Origin of the sequence: Reichenbachiella faecimaris (assembly GCF_900176375.1) — a bacterium.
Taxonomy (GTDB): domain Bacteria; phylum Bacteroidota; class Bacteroidia; order Cytophagales; family Cyclobacteriaceae; genus Reichenbachiella; species Reichenbachiella faecimaris.
In genome coordinates this window covers 243,680-265,486 of the sequence record NZ_FWYF01000004.1, presented here as the reverse complement: position 1 = coordinate 265,486, position 21,807 = coordinate 243,680, and the positions used below count along the sequence as shown (strand labels likewise).

General features: G+C 40.7%; 5 protein-coding genes (1 of these 5 running past the window's edge). All 5 read left to right on the top strand.

Translation table 11 applies throughout. The features are described 5' to 3' along the window. Nucleotides 1-8 precede the first annotated feature (8 nt). Complete coding sequence (locus tag B9A58_RS17750) at nucleotides 9-1,505, top strand: hypothetical protein (protein WP_084374217.1); 1,497 nt, start codon at nucleotides 9-11, stop codon at nucleotides 1,503-1,505. Further along, nucleotides 1,505-4,687, top strand: coding sequence for an nSTAND1 domain-containing NTPase (locus B9A58_RS17745; RefSeq protein WP_084374216.1), 3,183 nt, complete (start codon nucleotides 1,505-1,507; stop codon nucleotides 4,685-4,687). Before B9A58_RS17750 ends, B9A58_RS17745 begins: the two co-directional genes overlap by 1 nt. Beyond that, nucleotides 4,684-5,823: a porin family protein gene (locus tag B9A58_RS17740; protein ID WP_084374215.1), complete on the top strand. Its 1,140-nt coding sequence runs from the start codon at nucleotides 4,684-4,686 to the stop codon at nucleotides 5,821-5,823. The genes B9A58_RS17745 and B9A58_RS17740 overlap by 4 nt, the downstream gene beginning before the upstream one ends. Continuing rightward, nucleotides 5,816-7,150: a hypothetical protein gene (locus B9A58_RS17735; RefSeq protein WP_084374214.1), complete on the top strand. Its 1,335-nt coding sequence runs from the start codon at nucleotides 5,816-5,818 to the stop codon at nucleotides 7,148-7,150. Before B9A58_RS17740 ends, B9A58_RS17735 begins: the two co-directional genes overlap by 8 nt. A gap of 237 nt (nucleotides 7,151-7,387) precedes the next feature. Beyond that, a protein-coding gene (locus B9A58_RS20265) for a LamG-like jellyroll fold domain-containing protein (RefSeq protein WP_176214833.1) crosses the window boundary here: on the top strand, nucleotides 7,388-21,807 show its 5' portion. It continues 13,759 nt past the right edge of the window; the window shows 14,420 of its 28,179 coding nt (coding positions 1-14,420); the start codon lies at nucleotides 7,388-7,390; its stop codon lies beyond the right edge, outside the window.

Here is a 21,807-nt window from a genome sequence, read left to right as displayed (position 1 = left end):
TTTTATCAATGAACATCGAACAGGAAATATTGCTTGCTTATCATACTGCAGACGATCAGCCAATAGGAGGAGGATCGAGCAAGGGCTGGGTGACGAATTTTTATAAATTCCTGACTACTTTATTGCAGCAGGTTTCTGGTGAAGAACCAAAAATAAAAATGGTTTCTGAGAATGATAGCCATGCGGATTTATATGCATCTAGCGGCATATTAGTAGCCATCTTGTCGAAAGAATTTTTAAATAACCCGACTTTGACTAATGGGGTAAACCTATTTGCAAGTACGGCAAAGGAAAGTAGCACCTTATCTATGGCCGGACTTTCGAGGCTATTTAAAGTGATCAAATTTCCGATTGATGTAGATGAATTTTTGCCTGAGTACTCAGATATTTTATCTTATGATTTCTTTCATATCGACCCTTTGACTGGGGAACCTCAAGAATTCAAACGATTTTTCGGTAATGAAGCAGAAAGAAGCTATTGGATGAAAATGGTGGATATGTCTTATGACATCTATCAAATTCAATCCAAGCTGGTAGAACTTGGCACGAAGAAGAAAGAAGAGAAGGACGTTGGGAAGGATAAGACGATTTACTTGGCCAACTCAGGGGTAGACATGATCATCCAAAGGGATACTGTAAAACGAGAATTGATACGTCATGGATATCGCGTTTTACCAGATCAGTCTCTACCCAAAGACGTTCATGCTCTGGAACCTTTGATTAAGCAAGACCTGGACAGATGCTGTCTATCTATTCACTTAATAGGTGAGGATTATGGTTACAAACCTGCTGGTTCAGAGTTGTCTGTAGTGGATATTCAAAATCAAATTGCATCCAAGCATACACATGATGTTCATGACTACAATGTCAAGCATGGTGGTGGAGAGAAGTTTAGTAGGTTGATCTGGTTGTCGCCAGATTTGAAGAATGTAAGCGAAAGACAGAAAATATTTATTGAGGATTTGAAAAGTGACGCGGCATCATTGGATGAAGCAGAAGTATTACAAATCCCATTGCAGGAGTTGAAATCTATTATCAGAGAAGAGCTGGTCACGGGAGGTCGTTTCAAAGCTAAAGAAATAGAAGTAGATGAACAGCTCCCGGAAGATGGCAATTTGATTTATTTGATTTGTGATCAATTGGACATTGAAGCGGTGAAACCCGTTATGGATTGCCTCAAAGAAAAAGGATTTAGCGTGGTCACTTCTATGTTTGAAGGTGACCTCATGGACTTGAGATATTTGCATCAGGAAAACCTGAGACGGTGTGATGCTTCATTAATCTATTTTGGAAAATCTTCACCAGAATGGATAAGGACAAAAATGCAGGATTTATTAAAGGCACCTGGGTTTGGTAGAACAAAACCCATGAAGGCCACTGCCATTTTTACTGAAGATAATAGTAAGGTTGATAATTTGGTCAATCATTCGGGTACGCTGGTATTAGGAGGCGGATCATTTGAACCCCAAAAAATCGAACCCTTTTTAGCTAAACTACAAGACTAATGAGCGAAAAAGAATTAGAAGTAGGACAAGAACAACAGGCTGATATTACACAGTTTGTTGACCCATTTCCAGGGCTAAGACCTTTTGGAATTGAGGAGAGTCATTTATTCTTTGGCCGTGAAGGGCAAAGTGATGAGGTACTTATGAAGCTTTCAGAAAACAAGTTTGTTGGTATTCTTGGAGCATCTGGTAGCGGAAAATCTTCCCTGATGTATTGTGGCTTGATACCTACACTTTATGGTGGGTTCATGACTCAAGCAGGTTCGAATTGGCGAATCGTGGTTACTCGACCTGGTGGTGGCCCTATTGATAATTTAGCGGAAGCCTTACTTAAAAAGGATCAGGTTTATAATGAATTGGATGATGAGGAGCAGTTAATACGAAAAACTATTACTTCTACAGTCCTTCGTAGTAGTTCTTTAGGTTTAATTGAAGCAGTAAAACAGCTCAAATCTTCCGATCAGGAAAATGTCTTGGTTCTTGTCGATCAGTTTGAAGAGCTATTTAGATATAAGAAATTAGAAACATTATCTTCTGATCTTGATGAGTCTTCAGCTTTTGTAAACCTCCTTTTGGAGGCGGTACATCAGTATGATGCACCTATTTATGTGGCATTGACGATGCGTTCTGACTTTATTGGCGATTGCGCGGCTTTCCCTGATCTTACCCAGATGATCAATGACAGTCACTATTTGATTCCTCAAATGACACGTGACCAGAAAAGGTTGGCCATTGAAGGGCCTGTGGCCGTTGGGGGTGGAAAAATCGCTCCTCGTTTGACCCAGCAGTTGCTCAATGACGTTGGAGATAACCCAGATCAGTTACCGATTCTTCAGCATGCCTTAATGCGTACTTGGCAATTCTGGAAAGAATACAAAAAAGAAGGTGAACCCATGGATCTAAAGCATTATAATGCTATAGGTACATTGAGGGAAGCACTTTCTCAGCATGCCAATGAAGCATTTGATTCACTGTCTAAGAGAGAGCAACAGATATGCGAGTCTATGTTTAAGGCATTGACGGAGCGAGGTACTGAAACTTCTGGTATTAGACGTCCGACGAAGCTATCTACCATAGCTGCGATATCTGGTGTCAATGAAGAAGAGGTCACAAGAGTGGTGGACAAATTCCGTGAACCAGGAAGAACATTGTTAATGCCCCCACACGGTATTAAATTAGACTCAGATACTGTAATCGATATTTCTCACGAATCCTTGATGAGGATTTGGACAAGGTTGAAATCATGGCTGGATGAAGAGTCAAGATCGGCTGAGATGTATTTGAAATTGGCTGAATCTGCTGAGAGATTCCAGTTAGGAAGAGCAGGTCTTTGGAAAATGCCTGATTTGCAATTGGCATTGAACTGGCAAGAAGAGAACAAGCCTACATTAGTTTGGGGGCAAAGATACGACCCTGCCTTCGAGAGAACTTTAGTTTTCTTAGAAACAAGTAAAAAGGCCTACGAAACAGAGCAACGAAACAAGGAACTTCTGCAAAAAAGAGCCCTTCAGAGATCAAGGGTAGTTGCAATGGTACTTGGATTTGCCATGTTGATATGTATTTTCTTCGTGGTATTTGCCAACATTAAGGCGAATGAGGCTGTGAAACAAACTTTGTTGGCAGAACAAAACTTGAAACTTGCTAACGAAAATGCTGAACGTGCTAAACAGGAAGAAGAAAAGGCCGCTGAGGCAGCTGCTTTGGCTAGGATAGAGGCAAGAAAGGCACGTGAGGCAGAAAAGCTTGCTCAGGTAGAGGCTGAAAATGCACGAAAAGCTGAGGCTGAAGCAAAGGCTCAAGAGCAAAAAGCACTTGAAGCATCTGCATTAGCACAAGCCAATCAGAAAAAAGCAGAAGCTAGTGCAGAAGAGGCCAGAAAACAGACTAAGCTGGCTGAAGACAACGCAAACCGTGCTGAACTAGAGCGATTAGCTGCACAAGCACTTCGCTATCAAGCCATTGCTAACTCTATGGCTATTAAATCTAAAGGCATAGATGATGATGTAGAGCAAAAAGCATTGATAGCAAGACAAGCGTGGTTGTTTGACAAACAACATGGTGTGAAGGAATATAATGCGGATGTGTATTCTGGTGTTTACTATGCTTACAAAGAGCTGTTATCTACAGATTCTACAGATATATTCAATCATTATAAAGGACATATTGCAGGCAATGCGGTAAGATCAGTCAGATTTGCAAATGATGGAAAACACTTATTTTCTGCTGGAAGTGATGGAAAACTTTTGTTTTGGGATATGACCAATGACAAAAAAAGAAGTGAAGTGTTAATTGATAACAACTTCGTGAATCGCGTAGTGGATTTGAGTCCAGAAGAACGTTGGCTGGCCGTAGGTAGTGATGACGATCAAATTTTACTTTACGATTTGAAAAACAAGGGAAGTGAGCCAAAGTCTTTGACAGGGCATTCAGGAACCGTGTTTGACTTGGTGTTCTTGAAAGAAGACAAAGGTTTTATCTCTTCTTCAGGAGACAAAGTTATTAGAAGAAATGATTACAAAACCAATACAGAAATCGCCCGAGTGGCTTCACGAGTCAAAGCACTGGCCTTGAGTCCTGATGGGAGATATCTGGCCGGAGGCAGCGAGTCTGGAAGTGTGTATATATGGGATTTGGAAAATGAAAATGAAGAGAAGTCTATATATATCAAAGATGGCGCCCCTGTTCATGCTCTTACATTCAATAAGGAGGGCAATATCATAGCTATTGGTGATCAAGAAGGAGATGTGATTTTATGGAATATGGAAGAGGGCAAACAGATGAGACGCCTTACTGGACATACTGCAAAAATTACTGATCTAGAATTCAGTGAAGATAATTCGCTCTTGGCTTCTACCAGTTTTGATGGTACAGCTAGGGTTTGGGTGATGGAGTATCTAAACGATTTACCGCTTGTACTAGATGATCATGGTACTGGTAGAGGAAGTAAAAAATGGGTGTGGTCAGCTGCTTTTTCACCAGATGGAAAAACATTGATGACAGGAGCAGGAGATGGAATCATAAGATATTGGCCAACACATCCAGACGAGATGGCTGAGAATATATGTAGTGATCCAAAAGTTGCTCATAACTTGAGTGATAATTCGTGGAGAGCCTACGTAGGAGCAGGTATTGATTTTAGTGAAACTTGTGAAGGAAAACCACAACGAGAGGATAATCAATGATGATAAATAGAATTACATCGGCAGTTTTCATTTTTGGAATTTTAATTTTTTGTTGTACTACTGACTTGCTGGCACAGCAGCGCCAGCTCAACTGTACTCAAAAGCTTAATCAAGCAGAGGATATGTTTGATGCTGGAAGTTTGAGCGAGATTCCACAGCTATTAAATAGCAATAGAGGAAAATGTTTTAACAAAGGCGGGTTTTCAAAAGAAGAAAAAATTAGAGCTTATAGGCTTTTAGCTTTAGTGCACCTTTTCAATGACAATGGGCCAGAAGCGGAAGATGCAGTTATTAATTTATTGACTGCAGATCCAGAACATCCTCTGAGCGCTGATGACCCGATTGAATTGAAATATTTGTTTGATAAATACAGATCTGAACCCATTTTTAGAATTGGAGCCAAGTTTGGAGCTAATCAAACTTTCATTAAGTCCATTGGAGAATTTGGATCTTATTCGAATGAAGATGAAGTACCCAAAGAATATAAATCAGGGCTTGGGTTACAAGCTGAGTTAACTTTTGAATATACCATAATAGAGAACTTGGAAGTCCTTGGCGGTTTTGGTTGGAACCTCAACAAGTACGATATCAGCTACAATAGTATTACTTCTCTTGAGGATTTATATCCTACGTCTACAAGTTTTCAAGTGGCATTAACTGAAACACAGAACATCATCAAAATACCAGTGATGGTGAGATATGGCTACCCATTTGGGAATTTAATGCCATACGCCACAGTCGGGTTATCGCTAGACTTTTTATTGAACAGTTCTATGAGCGGTAGCAGATCAGGTACAACCACTAGACAGTTGCCTAGCCTTGCTTTGCTCGACGACAAACTACGAAAGGAAATCAACTGGTCTTATTTTGCTGGTTTAGGTCTGAAAGTTAAATCCAAAACAGATTATATTTTGTTTGAAGTACGGTATAATATGGGTGGATCCAATACGGTGAGAACGAAATATAGGTACAGCAATGAGCGATTGCTTTTTGATATGGCGCATGTAGATGATGATAAAATTGTAAATAGTTTGAGTCTATCTATTGGCTATATTAAGTCTATATATAAGCCCAAAAAATATTCCAATAAAAGGTTAGAAAAACGATTTGGTAAGAAAAACAAAACCGATGAATAGAAAAGTTTACATCGCTATTCTTAGTTTTTTAGTACTTGTAAGCCAGGTTGGCTGCATGTCCGAGGATTCTAATAGTCTTGATCCATCTGAAATTTTCATTAAATATTATGGGTCTGAATCTGCAGAAGAAACTATTGACTTGTTGGAACTAAATGATGGTTTTTTGCTTCTAGGGTCGAGAACGGACGCGGAGAACACAGACTTTTATCTTGTAAGAACAGATTCTTCGGGAAATCGCCTTTGGGAAGGTATCATTCACAACGATTATTCTGACGAGACTGTAGACATCCCTTCTAAGATGTTTTATGATGAAGACAATGACGACTTATATATTATTGGAACATCAACTTTTGATATAACAGATGACGATTTGGATCGGATACCAGTAGACCATTTGTATTTGGCAAGTATAAAAATTGAATCTACGGGATTCAGTATTACCGACACCCTGCTATATAGATATTATGAAGACAGGGTATCTTCGACCGCGTATGAGGAAGGATATAGACCTACAAGTGGGGCTGATGTTATAGCGGTTGGTGGGCAGTTGATTATACTAGGTTCTGTTACTACGGGTTCAAATAATCCAGCATTGGATGACAATAGCATCTTGTTAATGAAAATTTCTTCTGATTTTCAGACGGTAGACTGGGAAAGAATAAAAGGCTTTTCTGGTGATGATTTTGGCAAAAGCTTGTTAGTAGCTAATGGTAATTATTATTATTCAGCCACTATTACCACTACTTCTGGAATTGGAGAAGGAGGTCTGGATGTGCTGGTTGAGCAGTTTGATTTTACCAGTGGAAATGAAGACAATCAGACAGACTATGGTACAGTCAATAATGAAGAAGCATCAAATATGATCTTTACTAACCCTGGAATAGCCTTAGTAGGCACTACAGGTACTGGAAGTAATCAGTATGCCTTTCTGCTGCGTTTATCGTCGAGCTTGGGTGCGGCACAACTCGTACCACTCACCTACCCAAGAGACGCGGACAACCCTGACCAAACCTGGAATACACAAGGTGCTGATTTGGCACAAAGCTCGAGCGGCGATTTTTATATTGTTGGAAAAGTGAATTCATTTAGTGATGCCTCGGCAGACCCTAGAGAAGATGAAATCATGATTTTATCTACCAATGGTATAGGTGAGGTAAACGAGGGAGATGTCCAAGAATACGGTAGTGTTCAGGACGATGGAGGCAACGCGATTATCCGCCGAGCTGACGGAAGCATGGTCATAGGAGCAACTGTACATTTTGGTGGTAGTGCAACTATGATGTCGCTCTTGAAAACGAACAAAAAAGGAGAGTTTCTTCGAAATTAATAAAATATAAATATTCTAATACAAGATTTTAGTATTAGAGTATTTGTTGATAATTGGTTATATTTTTTACTTGAATTAGGTATGATGGATAGGAATTATTTCATTAATGCTATTGCAAATTGGGAAAATGCAATAATCAAAAAGTGTTATTTGAATAGTTCAAACCGTTGTAAAAAAAGTCACACCCGTGATTTGCTGATTGGAAATTGGATTTTTGGTATGTTAACATCTCAAACTATGTTTAAGAATTTACCCTCACGTGGACTGCGTACGCTATTCTTATGTCTTATCATTTTTGTTTTTGGGTCTGGTAGACTGAGTGCTCAGAATTCACTTGATCTGACGGGAGGAGGCAATAGTGTGGATATCAATAACAGTGTGGATTTAACAGGGTTTACTGTGGAAACCTGGATGTATCTGAATACATTAAGCAGCTCATCAGGTGTGTTTTCAAAGACAAGCGGAAACTTGCCGCACCCTTTTGATCTGTATATTGATAACTCCACCGGGCAGTTGAATTATTTGTTTGGGAATGGTGCCTCATTTGCCAGTCAAAACTCAACGACCATTTTCAATACATCGCAGTGGTACCATATTGCTTTGGTCTACGATCCTAATAACACAGGAGCCGAAGCTATGCTCTACGTAGATGGTGTTTTAGACAATACACTGGATGTGCATGCTATTGTCACTCCGACTGATAATTCTAATCCTATACGAATTGGAGATAGAGATGATAATGCAACTATCGCAGACGCACTTTACGATGACTTTAGAGTTTGGAGCACGGTGAGGAGCTCTTCACAGTTACTCAATTATAAAGATAGAGAGCTATTTGGAACCGAAGGCAGTTTGGAAGCTTATCTGCCTATGAATGGTGATTTGAATGATATTACTGGCAATGGCAATAATGGGATAGATAATAGTTCAGGAGGGTTTTCAACTACAGTACCTACGCTACTCTTTGCTCAAAATAACTCTCTTCATTTCGATGCGACTTCACAAAATGAAGCAATAGTTACAGATGCTGGAGCAAATATGACTTCAGGCACTATCGAGGCATGGATAAAAACCACTCAGACTTCACTTGGAGTAATAGTATCGAATAATCCCAATTATTTAATGTACGTCAGTGGCGGCGTATTGCAAACCTGGGACGGTGGAGCCGAGTCATCGGGTGTAAATGTGGCAGATGGTAATTGGCATCATGTGGCGTTGGTTTTTGATCATGACAATGGCGCTGGATCACAATTTTATGTGGATGGTGTAGCAGCAGGCGCCGCCTTTACTTTTAATTCACCAGCAGATCCTCAGACAAATACACTGACTATAGGAGAAAATGGGGCAGTAGGGCAAAATTTTGATGGAGAAATTGATGAAGTCATGATCTGGAGCACCAATCGATCGGGATCAATTATGAGTGATGCGGTCAATGGAATAAGTGATCCTTCAGAGGAAGCTGGATTAATCGCTTACTATAAATTTGATCAAGGAGACGCTTCTCAGGACAATACTTCGTTGACTACTTTATATGATGAAAAAGGAAGTTTTGATTTGACATTAGCGACCACTTCTGGACAATTCCCTTCAAATTCTGCTTCAGCATCAAATTTTTTAAGTTCTACACTCCCTCAGCCTATAGAACCAGAAATTGAAATTGATCTAGCTGCTGATGATGATGCTTACTCCTTTGGCTATGTTCAAAATAGTGGTTCAAGTGGTGCAGTTACTTTTACCATTACGAATACGGGGATAACAACATTGAATTTAGGTGGCTCACCACCTATACAATTAGATGATGCTACTCATTTTTCATTGGACGATACAGGATTGAATACTGCTTTGGTATCAGGGGGAAGTACTTCTTTTACGGTTACTTTCAATCCATTAACAACAGGACATCTATCAGCCAATATTTCAATTCCTAACGATGACTCTGACGAAAATCCATACAATTTCATTATTGAGGGAGTAGGATCCAACCCAACGCCATTATTTGCTGGAGATATAGCATTCACCATGATGAACATGACTGGCGGACAGGATGAATTTGCGATTGTATTGTTGAAAGCAATAGAGCCAGGGACGGAAATTATTTTTACTGATAAAGGCTGGGATATTGCGAATGACCAGTGGATAACCAATAACGAAGGATTTATTATTTTTACCACAGATGTATCGCTTGCAGCTAGAGAGCAGGTAATAATTAACCCGACTGCATTAACCGCAATCCAAGAAAGTACCAATACCCAAATTGGATCTGTTACAGAACCCTATGGTGGTTTTACATTACCAACATCTGGAGATCAGTTATTAGCATTTCAGGGTACCATTTCAGGGACAGGATATACGCAATTCACTTTAGACAATAACTCTTTTATTGCTGCAATTAATCAAGATGTGGCGAGTCAAGATGCTGGTGGTACTGAATGGTCTGTAGGTTTGACGCAAGGAGATGGTCAATCTTCTGAATTACCCAAGGGATTGGAAAATGGAGAAACATGTATTGCTATGTATCCACAATCTGGAGGAATTAATGAAAGTGCAGTTTATGATCCCACCAATGCAAAGCACGCAGGTTCTATAGAAAATATATTGATATCTGCTAATAATTATAAGAATTGGGATACAGGTAATGCTGCCTATGTGTATGATGGATCTGGTACAGATGATTTCTGGCCATTTGGGACTAACAACAATTCTCCTGCGAGTTCAAGTTTCACAGGCTATACAGGTACAGGAGTGAGCAAAACGTTTGATGCTGATTTTATACCTTTTACAGATATTGATGGCGCTGATGTTTTGCAATCACTGGATATCACTGCCAATAACTTTGGGAGTGACGCAGACCTGTATTATGACGTAGATGCAAGTGGAGACCGTGCGGTAGATGGGTCGGAGGATCTGGGTAGCGGACTTTCTTTACCGTATACCATTACTAGAGCTGATTTTAATGAAGGTCGATTAAAAATAGATATAACTGGAACACCCCCCACTTCTGGATCCTTTGATTATAGCAATGTGAGCGATGGTGTAAATGCAGATGCAAACACTTACACTTTTACGGGAGTGATCATTGACAATGCATTAGATTTTGATGGGTCGGATGATTATGTCAGGTTTGAAGATTTTGGCGCATTGACTGCACAAGGGACTATGGAGTTTTGGCTCAATGCCAGAACAATCGACAGTAATCATGGAGTATTCGATTCAGATATATCTAATACTGGATCTGGATTTAGAATTGAAACCAATGCAAGTGGAGAACTTTACTTATATATTGATGAGGCAGCACAAGCATACTATTTTTATACATCTGTCTCACCCATGCAAGTGGGCACATGGATTCACTGTGCATTTTCTTGGAATACATCCACTAATGAAATTATTGGATATGTGAATGGTGAAGAAGTATTTAATGAAACCAACAGCTCTTGGCCTTCATCTATACCTGAAATGGTCCTTGGTGCCTCTTATAATTTGGATGCCACTCGTAAGTGGGATGGTCAAATGGATAATATTCGAATTTGGGATATGGTAAGAGATGGCTATCAGATTGGAACTGATTTATTGAACACTATAACTAGTGATCCAAATCTAATTGCTGCTTACGACTTTAACTCAGGCAACCCATCAGGAGATAATACCACCCCATCCCTTGAAGATAATTTGGAAGATATTACTGGAAACAATAATGATGGAAATTTAGATCCAGAAATGGATGGAGTTACTTCTGGATTTACTTTTAATGGAAGTACTTCTAATTGGGTGAATTCGGACTTTACAGATGCAAATTTATCGAGCATTTGGTTAGAAATTTCAGGAAGTGATTTTGAATTTCCTGATGGACACAACGCACCTGATGCTGTGAATGGTGCTTTTGTTGGCAGAGCAGATGTTGGAGAGCCTATCACAATCACGCTCGAAATTACTAATGAAGGCCAAACTGCTTTAACAGTTTCTAGTGTTGATTTAGAAACTAATGTATCAGGGTATTTTAGTATTGATGATTTTAGTGGAGTGCTTAATCAGTACGAGCAAGCCACAGTCAATATCACCTACTTACCACTAGCTTTAGGTACACATACTGCCACAGTGAGAGTCACGAGTGACGACCCTTCTTCAAACGAAGATCAATACACATTTACAGTGGAAGGCTTTTCAGAAGAAGACCGTGCATTGCATTTTAATGGCGGAGATGATGTGGTGAACGTACCTGGTGGTGAAGCCATGTTCGACAACCTGTCATTAGGACAGAATAGTTGGGCGTTGGATGCATGGATCTTCATTGACGATATTTCAGGTTACAATGGTATCATAGGTGGGACCAGTGGGACTGGAAATGCCAATTCAATAAGCATTAATAATGGGACTGTTGAAGTAGTAGATGGTAGCAATAGTTTGGTACTGCGATCTACCTCTGCCGCAGTATCCGCAGGAGATTGGTTTCACCTAGCAGTCGTGAGTGATGGATCTATACCAGAAGGGTTTGTTTATATCAATGGAGTAGATGTCACTGACTCTGGGCTCAATGGAGCCTCATCATTCAGTTCTAGTTTATCTGGTTTGTTGAAAATTGGACAAACACCAGATGATTTGGGGCCATTAAGAGGGACGCTTGAAAATCTTAGATTCTGGGATTTCCCATTGGAATCTGGAGACATAGATTTTGTAAGTGAATTGGAGGTCAAAGGAAGTGAGCAGGTAGAAGAGAGTATAAATTTGTTTAAAGCCGTGTACCGCTTTGACGAACACTCAGCTTTCGCTGATAACACTGGAGTTTCGAATACGGGAGCTATTTTGGATCTGACAGGAAATTATAATGGAGACCTTTCTGGTTTTGACAAAAATGGATCGGTTTCTAACTGGGTCAGTAGCGTTGGGTGTACACCTGGAGACTACATTGGGGATCATAATAGCGACCCATCTGATCCGGCCAATTGGTGTGATAATATATTGCCTGATTATACGAATGTAACCTCAGGACTTACTTTCTCTGCAGATATTGATTTGGATATAGCATCCAATATGACAGCTGGTGGAGACATTGTAGTAGAGACTGGCGTCAATTTAGAATTGGATTTGGGAGGTAACTCACTTGATTTAACAAGTGGAACTTTTACGAATAATGGTACAGTTGTCTTGACTAATGCTACCATATCCGACGGAACGCAACTTATAAATAATGGAACGCTAGGCGGTACATTTACTTGTAATGGTTTGTTCACCAATACATCGACAGGTACAGTAGCACCAGGTACATCTCCAGGCTGCATGGTATTTGCATCTGGATACGATGACGGTGGGGGAACCCTTGAGATTGAAGTAGAAGGTACCGCGGCTTGTTCCGGATATGATCAGCTTCAAGTGACCGGGACGGCTACTTTGAGTGGTACTTTGGAAGTGGATGTACAATATGCACCAGATGATCTAAATCAAATAATACTAATAGATGCTGACGCCATATCGGGAAGTTTTGCAACTACGGTTATTCCAGAAGGATGGATTTTACAGTATGATTTTCCTAATACTGGAGAGGTTTCGTTAACCTTTAGCGAAAATGGAAGCGCATTGTCCTTTGACGATGCGTCTTCTCAGTACGTTTCTATCCCTGACGACCCATCCAATAACTTTGGTGCAGCCAGCGATGCCTTTACTGTGGAGTTTTGGGTGAAAGCTGGAAGTGACCTGGCCAATGACTATACCATGGTGAATAAAGGAGGTGGGCCTAATGAGCAATATTCATTTGACCTGTTTTCTGGTGGGACTACGCGTTTTTATGTACAAGCATCTGGTGGTGGATACACAGTATTGAATGCTCCACGGATCAGCGTAGCTGATGGTTGGACGCATGTAGCAGGAACATATGATGGAGCGAACACAACAATGGAATTATATATTAATGGTGAATTGATAGATTCTAATTCGGGGGCTCCAAATCAGTTATTTGCAAGTTCAAGTATCGTGACTCTAGGTGCACAATCCAATCTGAGCGCTTATTTCAATGGACAAATTGATGAAGTTCGAATATGGAGTGAAGCTCGAAAAGCAGAAGATATTAGAACCAGCGCAGCAGGCATTGTTAATACAAGTGAGCCAGAACTCTTGGCCTACTATAGGTTGGACGAAGCTGGTCATGCTTTGACTGCAGTAGATTCAAAAGGAGGAATTGACGGAACTTTAAATGGGTATGTTGACCAAGCAGTTGCTAACAGCTGGACATCTTCTACTGCTTTTGAAGATGCAAAACCAGTTATAAAGATATTCGGATCGGATGATAAAAACGCTATTGACAATACCAACACACCTGCCACAGCGGATGGTACAGACTTTGGCAATGTAGGTGTTGACGATGGTGTGAGAACCCAAATATTTACCATTGAAAATCATGGGGTTGGACAATTGAATACTATTGCTGTAGGTGCCGCTGGAGGAGATTTTACTTCAAATTCTGCAAGTACCTTAGCTACTTTAGAGCCAAGCGAATCGACCGCTTTTGCTGTGGAATATGATCCAGCTCTAGTAGAAACAGATGGGCCACAGGCTATTTCAATCACTTCCAACGATGCGGCCTTTACTTTGAATGTTCAAGGAACAGGTGTGGATAACAATGCTCTGGATTTCAATGGTGCTTCTGATGGTAGTGATGATAGAGTAGATATTCTTCCTACCTCGTTTAATCCAGCTGACGCAAATGATCAACTGACAGTAGAAAGCTGGGTTTACCCTAATTTACTTTCAGGAGTAAGGCATATAGTAGGTCGATGGACACAGCCCTCTTCTACAAACAATGGTGAATTTTATTTAGCGATCAATGGTACTGGAAATATAGTGGCAACTATTGTAGCTGGTGGCACTGAACAATCCTTAACATCAAGTACAACTATATCAGCGAGCGCTTGGTCACATGTGGCCATGGTATATGATAATAGTGATTTGTACATATATATAAATGGAGTTCAAGACGCTACCACGCTTTCTATTACTGGGTCGGCATCAGGCGGTGGTGTACGAGAGACTTATATTGGTTATACCAATAATGCCACAAATAATTTTGATGGAAGAATAGACGAAGTAAGAATTTGGGATGTGGCTAGAGACCAGTCTGAAATTGCTGCTAATATGACAAACTTTGGTCTTTCTACAGGTACAGGTCTAGCAGCCTCCTATGATTTTAATAATGGAGATGCTGGGGCAGACAATACTGGAGGCCCTATTAACAATTTACCTGATATCTCTGGGAATGGATTTGATGGAACCTTAATAAACTTTGCACTTAATACTACAACTTCCAATTGGGTAGCTTCAACAGTAAGCGCTTCAACTAGCCCAGAAATAGAAGTAGACTCGCCACTGTCTTCCAACATTGCCGACGATGCAACTGTAGTTGCGAATGATACTGATTATGGCTATGTAGGTGCAATCGGTTATGCCAAGACTTTTACTATAAGAAATACAGGATTGGCTGATTTATCAATAACTTCAATCCTTCCTGATGGAGATTGGAGTGTGATCAATACCTCAGAAACTTTGCCTGCTATTATTGGTTCGGGCGGTGATATGACATTTGATATTTTATCTGGTACAGAATTGACTCAAGTCATTACTATTACCAATAATGATACAGATGCTACAGAAGGAACTTTTGAAATTAATACTGCCATCACCAGTGTAGTCGAAAATGCTCTGGATTTTGATGGTACAGGTGATCACGTCGAAATCCCATATGATAATTCAGGTGTCACTGCTTATACAATGGAAGCTTGGATCAATGTGACTGATCTTGCTTCTGATAGAACAATATTTTATTCAACATTGGATGGAAATGAGGGCTTAGATTTTAGTCAAAAATTAGGTATCAATACCTCTGGAGTCCTAGAACATTACACTTTTGCAGGAGCTGCATATACTGTGTCAAGCTCAACCACACTAACGCCCGGAACCTGGTACCATGTAGCTATTACTGCAGAAAATAGTGGAGACATAAAATTGTTCATTAATGGAGTAGAAGAAGGAAGTACAGGGTCAATAGGTAGTTTATATAATACACTGGATGAATTTAATCTTGGATTAGGTGTCGATACGCATCCTAATAATTTTAATGGCCTAATGGATGAATTCCGAATTTGGGATTATGCCAAAACAGAAAACGAAATTGCAGCTAGCGCAGGAGTCTCATTACGAGAGGCTGAAGGACTAATTGCCTCGTATGATTTTAATAATGCCGGAAGTGGAACTAATTTATTGAGAGATATTACTGGAAATGGTGTCGACGGAACATTAGACGCAGCATTCGACCTGGATGGTACGGATTGGCAAGCTTCTGGAGCATTAGCCACTGCGGCCAGCGAACTCAGTGTATTTGTAGATGGCGCAACACTTATAACAGATGGTGATACGCCAGGTGCATTTGCTACAGGTACTGACTTCGGAAATGTTTCAGAAACCAGAACTGCTCGTCAGACTTTCTACATGGAAAACTTAGGCATCAATGATTTGACCGTTTCGGGAATCACTGGTGATGCCATTTTTGATATCGACAACCAACCAACATTGCCTTCTACTTTAGGTTTTGAGCAATTTGATATCATCTATACACCAAATAGTGGGACTGATGCTACCACCATCTCCATAGCCAATGATGCTGAAGTTGGTACTCCACCATTTACATTTGATGTAGCTGGTGCATCTGTTCAGGATTTAGCCCTCGATTTTGATGGCGTGAATGATTATATCAGCACAGCTAGAGTAGGATTGGCAAGTGGATTGACATTTGAAGCTTGGATAAGAACGGATAATATGGCTTCTGGAAATGCCTATGAGGCAACAAACCCTGCAGTAGCTATTATCGGAGATATTAATAATAACGTAAGACTTTCATTTGGAATTGACGGAGGTTTACTGAGATATGCTCATTATGATGGAGGATCTTGGTTCAATGTTGACGGAGGTACGACAGTTAGTGATGGTACATGGCACCATGTAGCCGTCACGCACGATCAGGCCACTGGTGATATCAACTTGTACGTGGACGGGGTAATTGATGGCTCTGGTAATATTACTTATGAAACCGGACAGACAGCGTTTAGTTCTATAGGAGCTGGATTTGATACAGGAGTAGTTCCTGGTTATTTCTTTGAATCTCAAATGGATGAAGTACGCATTTGGGATGAGACTCGGGATGATGCAGCTATACAATCAACTATGTACACCTCCCTGGTAGGTACTGAATCAGGCTTAGTGGCTTACTACTCATTTGATAATACGACAGTTTCACCATTAGCAGACAACTCTGGCGTTGGAACTAGAAATGATGTAACAGACAAAACAGGAAATTATGATGGTACGGCACAAAACTTCTTAATGAACACTGATGTTTCCAACTGGGTATATTCTGGGGTATTAGCACCAGACATATCCGTACAAATCGCAGGAGCAGAATACTATAACAGTGATGTTGCCTTTATTGGTGATAAAGATATCAATGACGCCTCTGTTACGGCCACTTTTGATATTACCAACATAGGTGGAGCCGTATTGAATATCAGCAGCATCAGTGCTGGCGTAGGAGATTTTGTATACAATGGAGATATTAGCAACGCTGCCATATCCCCAGGCGCCACAGAAACATTTACAGTAAGTTTTACTGGTACGGTATTAGGTCTCGATCAAGAAGTAAATGCCTTGACCTTTACTACAAATGATCCAGACGAAACCAATTATCAGTTGACACTGGAAGGAAGAAATGTTCAAGGACCAACAGGAGTAAGTGACGGTATTGTCACATGGTTGAGAGGTGAAGAAGCCGCAGCTGCAAATTGGAATGACTTTAGTGGAACTGGAGAAGACTTTATTTCTACTGGAAATGATCCAGTACCATCCAATACAGCGATAGGTTTCCAACCAGGATTGAATTTCACAGCTGCTAGTACGCAATATTTTGAGTCTCAAACAACAACTGGAATTTTAAATGGTTCGAATTATACGATTGTGGCAATAGTCCGACCAAATGACACTGCTTCTCCCAAAAATATAATTGGAAGTGAAGCTGGAAATACTTTTGCTGTCGGCGTGCAGGCTGACGAAACTCCGATGATTTATCATGGTGCTACCGAGGCAACTAATTCAACTAGTATTACGGATCAAGCTGCCATTATTACGTATCAGTATGATCAAGGTGCTACTAGTTCGCAAATTGCATTGAATGGGATTTTTGATGCGGTTGACAATTCCACATCTACTTATACTGACAACGGCAAACTTCAGTTAGGAGCAAATCTGGCAGGAAACTTTTTTGATGGTAATATTGCCGAGGTCATTATTTATAATCGCGTACTTTCAGGTACAGAACTTCAAGAAGTAGAATCTTACCTAGCGATGAAGTATGGTGTTTCTTACGCGCAAGATGTGGTATCATCAGGAAGTGCTACTACGGTTTGGAATTTTGCCTCTGGGTTTAGTGATGGGGTAATTACAATCGGTCGGGACGATGCTTCTAACCTTGATACCAGACAGGTAACAAGTGCCTCTGATGCGTTGTACGTGGAATTGGGACATACTACCATTGAATCAGATAATGCAGCCAATGTGGCACTTGGAGCTACTTCTCAGTTTGCTGTAGACAATATTTTCCTGTCAATGGGGTATGCTGGAAGTGCAGATTATGGTGCTGTAGTCTCTGGTGCGACGGATAGACCTGTCGGTATATCTGAGCGAATGCACAGAGCATGGTTGGTCAATGAACCCAACGAAGGGACAAGCAACATATCAGACATAGACTTTTCTATTGATATTTCAACTGCGACTGGTGGCTGGCCAAGTACAGATGGTGGTGATTATGTGCTTTTAGTAAGCAACAATAGTGGCGATTGGTCTGGTGCTACCATCTATAGTGTTTCTGATGACAATGGAGGGTCAGGTTTGCTGACTTTCGAAGGAATTGATTTAGTCAATGGACAATTTGTTTCTCTTGGCTATGGTATTGATAGAACATTAGATTTCACCACTGGTAATGATTATGCCGAAGTATCAATGACATTTGCTACTGCATATACAGTAGAAGCCTGGGTGCAGCCAGCCTCAGTAGGTGGTACGCAGGTGATATCAGAATATGGTTACACAGGAGATGGGTCACATTTTTCTCATCGAATGCTAATCAATGGCACTGGTCAATTTGCGCACTACACGAATGATGGTGGAGCAGTTACAATGACTGGTACTACCACGGTAACACCTGGTGAATGGTATCATGTGGCCATTGTGGCTGCCAATGGCCAACCAGGTAGACTATTTGTGAATGGTGTAGAAGAAGCAACTTCAACAACTTTGGGAACTTTATACACAACGGGTGATCTCTTGACAATAGGTAATCACAATTCTGGTTCAGGGGAATTTGATGGCTTTATCGATGAACTCAAAGTTTGGAGTGACGAGCGATTTGCTGCTGAAATAAGAGGAAATGCTCTTGAAACAGACGAAACCACTCTGTTTGGACAAGGTAATCTGGTCGCTTATTACGATTTTAACGTGGGATCACCTGGACAAGATAATACAGGTATAGTTGCACCTGAGTTAATCGATTTAAGCGGTAATGGCAATCATGCCAATTTGTTCAGTTTCGCCGAAACTGGCGCCACTTCCAACTGGGTGCTTTCCGACTATACAGGTTCTACTGCAGCTACTGTACCGAACATCATAGTGTATGACGCTGAAGGTGATTTGATTGAAGATAATTCAGTTTCACCAAGTACATTGAACAGTACTGATTTTGGATCAATAGTAACTGCTGGTACGAATTCAGTAAGCTTTACTTACACGATTGAAAATGCTGGATTTGTTGCTGGTAGCATTGCTGGTGATTTACTTTTTGCTGGTCCGGACAATGACTTTACCAGAGATGCAGATATCACAGGTGCGCTGGCAATTGGTGCTACCGAAGATGTGATAGTCACTTTTGATCCAAGTGCGGATGGCGTCAGAAATAATACGGTTTCTTTTGCTACAGATGCTGTAGATGGATCTTATAATTTTGACATACTAGGAACAGGGGTAACACCTGCTGTATTATCGGATATTGTGGCGAATGGTGGCTTTACGGCTGCTTCAAATTTAGACTACAATGGTCAAATGGCGGCCAATATTGATCGTGAAGGAGCTGGAACAGATGGAGTTGAAGTGGCTCAGTTCGTATTGCGTGATGGCGGCGGATCTGACGATGGAGATGGTCTAGCCACTATTCTTGATGGGGTAACCGTCCAATTCACAAATGCAGCAACTATTCAGAAAGTAGCATTGTACAACGATTTTGAAGGTACGCCTGTAGAGGTTGCTGAAGTAGCCATAGCGGGTACTGATGCGGTATTCTCAGGTCTGGCTGCTTTGCCTGATGCTCAACAGATCAAAACTGGAGCTTCTGGCAATGAGACCGTAACGTTCAGCGTGGTAGTAACTTTTGCGAACACAACAGGAGTAGTAGATAAAACTACCGACATAGATGTAACTATTTTAGCTTCTTCAGCTTCCTCCTTAGCAACAGGCTCAGGCATGAATACTGGAGCTGCAAATGCAGTAGAAGCAACTAATAACACTTTAGATGTAACGGCAAGCGAGCTTGATTTGGCGGCAGGCCCAGCTGTAGCCATTGCTACAGGAGAGCAATTTACCGTAACGGTAAATGCAGTAGATGTAAATGGTAACATTGATACAGACGATGTTTCTGATGTGACGTTGGCCGAAAATTCTGCAGGACCGGGCACTTTATCTTCCGCAACAAGTTTGTCAAAAACTTTAGCTTCTGGTACTACAGACTTTGATGACATTTCATACAATACGGCTTATGCCACGTTGGACTTAATTGTTTCTGATGACGGTGTCATTTTGACATCTGGTACCACAGCTGAGGCAGATGGAACTTATGCAACTACTATTGCCATTGTTGATCCAGACAACAGTTCAATTCTTGCTGCAAATGGAACATTGGATGAGTCTGCCTTGTCTCTTAATCCTGCTATCGCGATTAGTGAAGGAACGGCAGTAGCTGTATTTGATTTTGATTTTGTAGAAGACAATGGGCTAGATAATGATTTGTTCAATACTGTAATTTCGCAAATGGTCTTTCAGGAAGGTGCTGGTGTTACTTTGGATGAGGATTTGGATCAAATCATTGCTGGAGTTGCGTTGTCTGATGGATCTACCTCAATTACAACAGACACTCCTAATGGAGCTACTATTACCATTAATGCTGACAATATCACATTTGCAAATTTACCAACAGACGGTTCTACTGCGTTAGGTGATGTTGTAGATAATGAGACCAAAACTTATACTTTATCTATTTGGTTTAGAACAGATATTGCCGCCAATACATTTGTTGTTGATCAGGAGGCCTTTGAGTTTGAAGTGAATACGACTGACTTTACATTTGCTTCTGGTTCAAGTACCCTGGCTGCAGCGCAATCTGTAAATAGTGGTAATGTTGATATTGATGTAGTGGCCTCTGATGTAGTGATAACTTCATTTGGTGGAGCCACAGATGCAGAAGTTTCAAATGCTAATATACAGGTGGTATTGAATACTGCTTTTACTGCCATTGTAGAAGCACAGGATGCGCAGGGTAATGTGGACTTGGATTACAATGGTGGTCCATATACTATTGATATCACTTCTCCTGCATCTAATATAACAGGCACGAATTTAACGGACAACCCATTCTCTAATGGAGTGGCTACCTGGTCTGATTTAACTATTACGCTAGTGGGTAACTATACTTTCACTGTAACTGATGATTTTAGTGCGGGAAGTGGGGATTTTGTTTCTAGTACAGTAGCTTTTGACGTATCTGACGCTCAGTCTGATATCATAGAAGATAACTCTTTTGACTACCCTGAATATATTGATTATACTCAATACGATGCCACAAACATAGATGCCACAGGTGATGATGAACTTGTGATCGCTCAATTCATCGTACGGGATGGTGGAGCTGGTGCTAGTGATACAGATACAAACGGAACCAGATTAGCAGACATTACTTTCAATGTCACCAATTGGGAAAACTTGGATCGTATGGCAATTTATAACGGAACTACTGAAAAAGAGGAGGTAGCAGTAACAAGTGGAACCGTGGCATTTTTGAATGCTGATGCTGGTGGTAGTGATATTGAAGCAAGCGATAACTCGGAGGCTACCTTCATTATTAGAGCTACATTCAAACAGGATGTAAGTGTAGATGACAATGAGGTGATTACCTTAACTGTTAGTAGCGCAGTGGCCAATACAGGAAATGGAAGATCTGATTTTGCACTTGCTGATGCCGGGGGAGCATCAACTGCCAATTTTACAGATTCAGGTGATAACGAAATTGAGGTTAAGGCATACGCCTTTACACAAGTGGTAACTTTTGCCAATCCTCTGACTAGTGCAACTACTTTCGAAAGAGACCCAGGATTTTCTATAGAACTTGAAGCTCAAGATGCCAATGGCAATATTGATGCTGATGTCAATGGTAAGGTAGTTTTGACCTTACCTGCAGGTTCTCCAATTGATCCGATAGCAACTAATTTTACTGCAGGTATATTATCTGAAAATGGAATTGTTATAAATAGTGTATTCCCTAGTGGTACTGTATCCATTGATAATCTACCACTAGATACGGATTT

Excerpts from the sequence above, each read along its gene's own strand:
- B9A58_RS17750 (WP_084374217.1), top strand. The coding sequence starts at position 9 with ATGAACATCGAACAGGAAATATTGCTTGCTTATCATACTGCAGACGAT.
- B9A58_RS17745 (WP_084374216.1), top strand. The coding sequence starts at position 1,505 with ATGAGCGAAAAAGAATTAGAAGTAGGACAAGAACAACAGGCTGATATT.
- B9A58_RS17740 (WP_084374215.1), top strand. The coding sequence starts at position 4,684 with ATGATGATAAATAGAATTACATCGGCAGTTTTCATTTTTGGAATTTTA.
- B9A58_RS17735 (WP_084374214.1), top strand. The coding sequence starts at position 5,816 with ATGAATAGAAAAGTTTACATCGCTATTCTTAGTTTTTTAGTACTTGTA.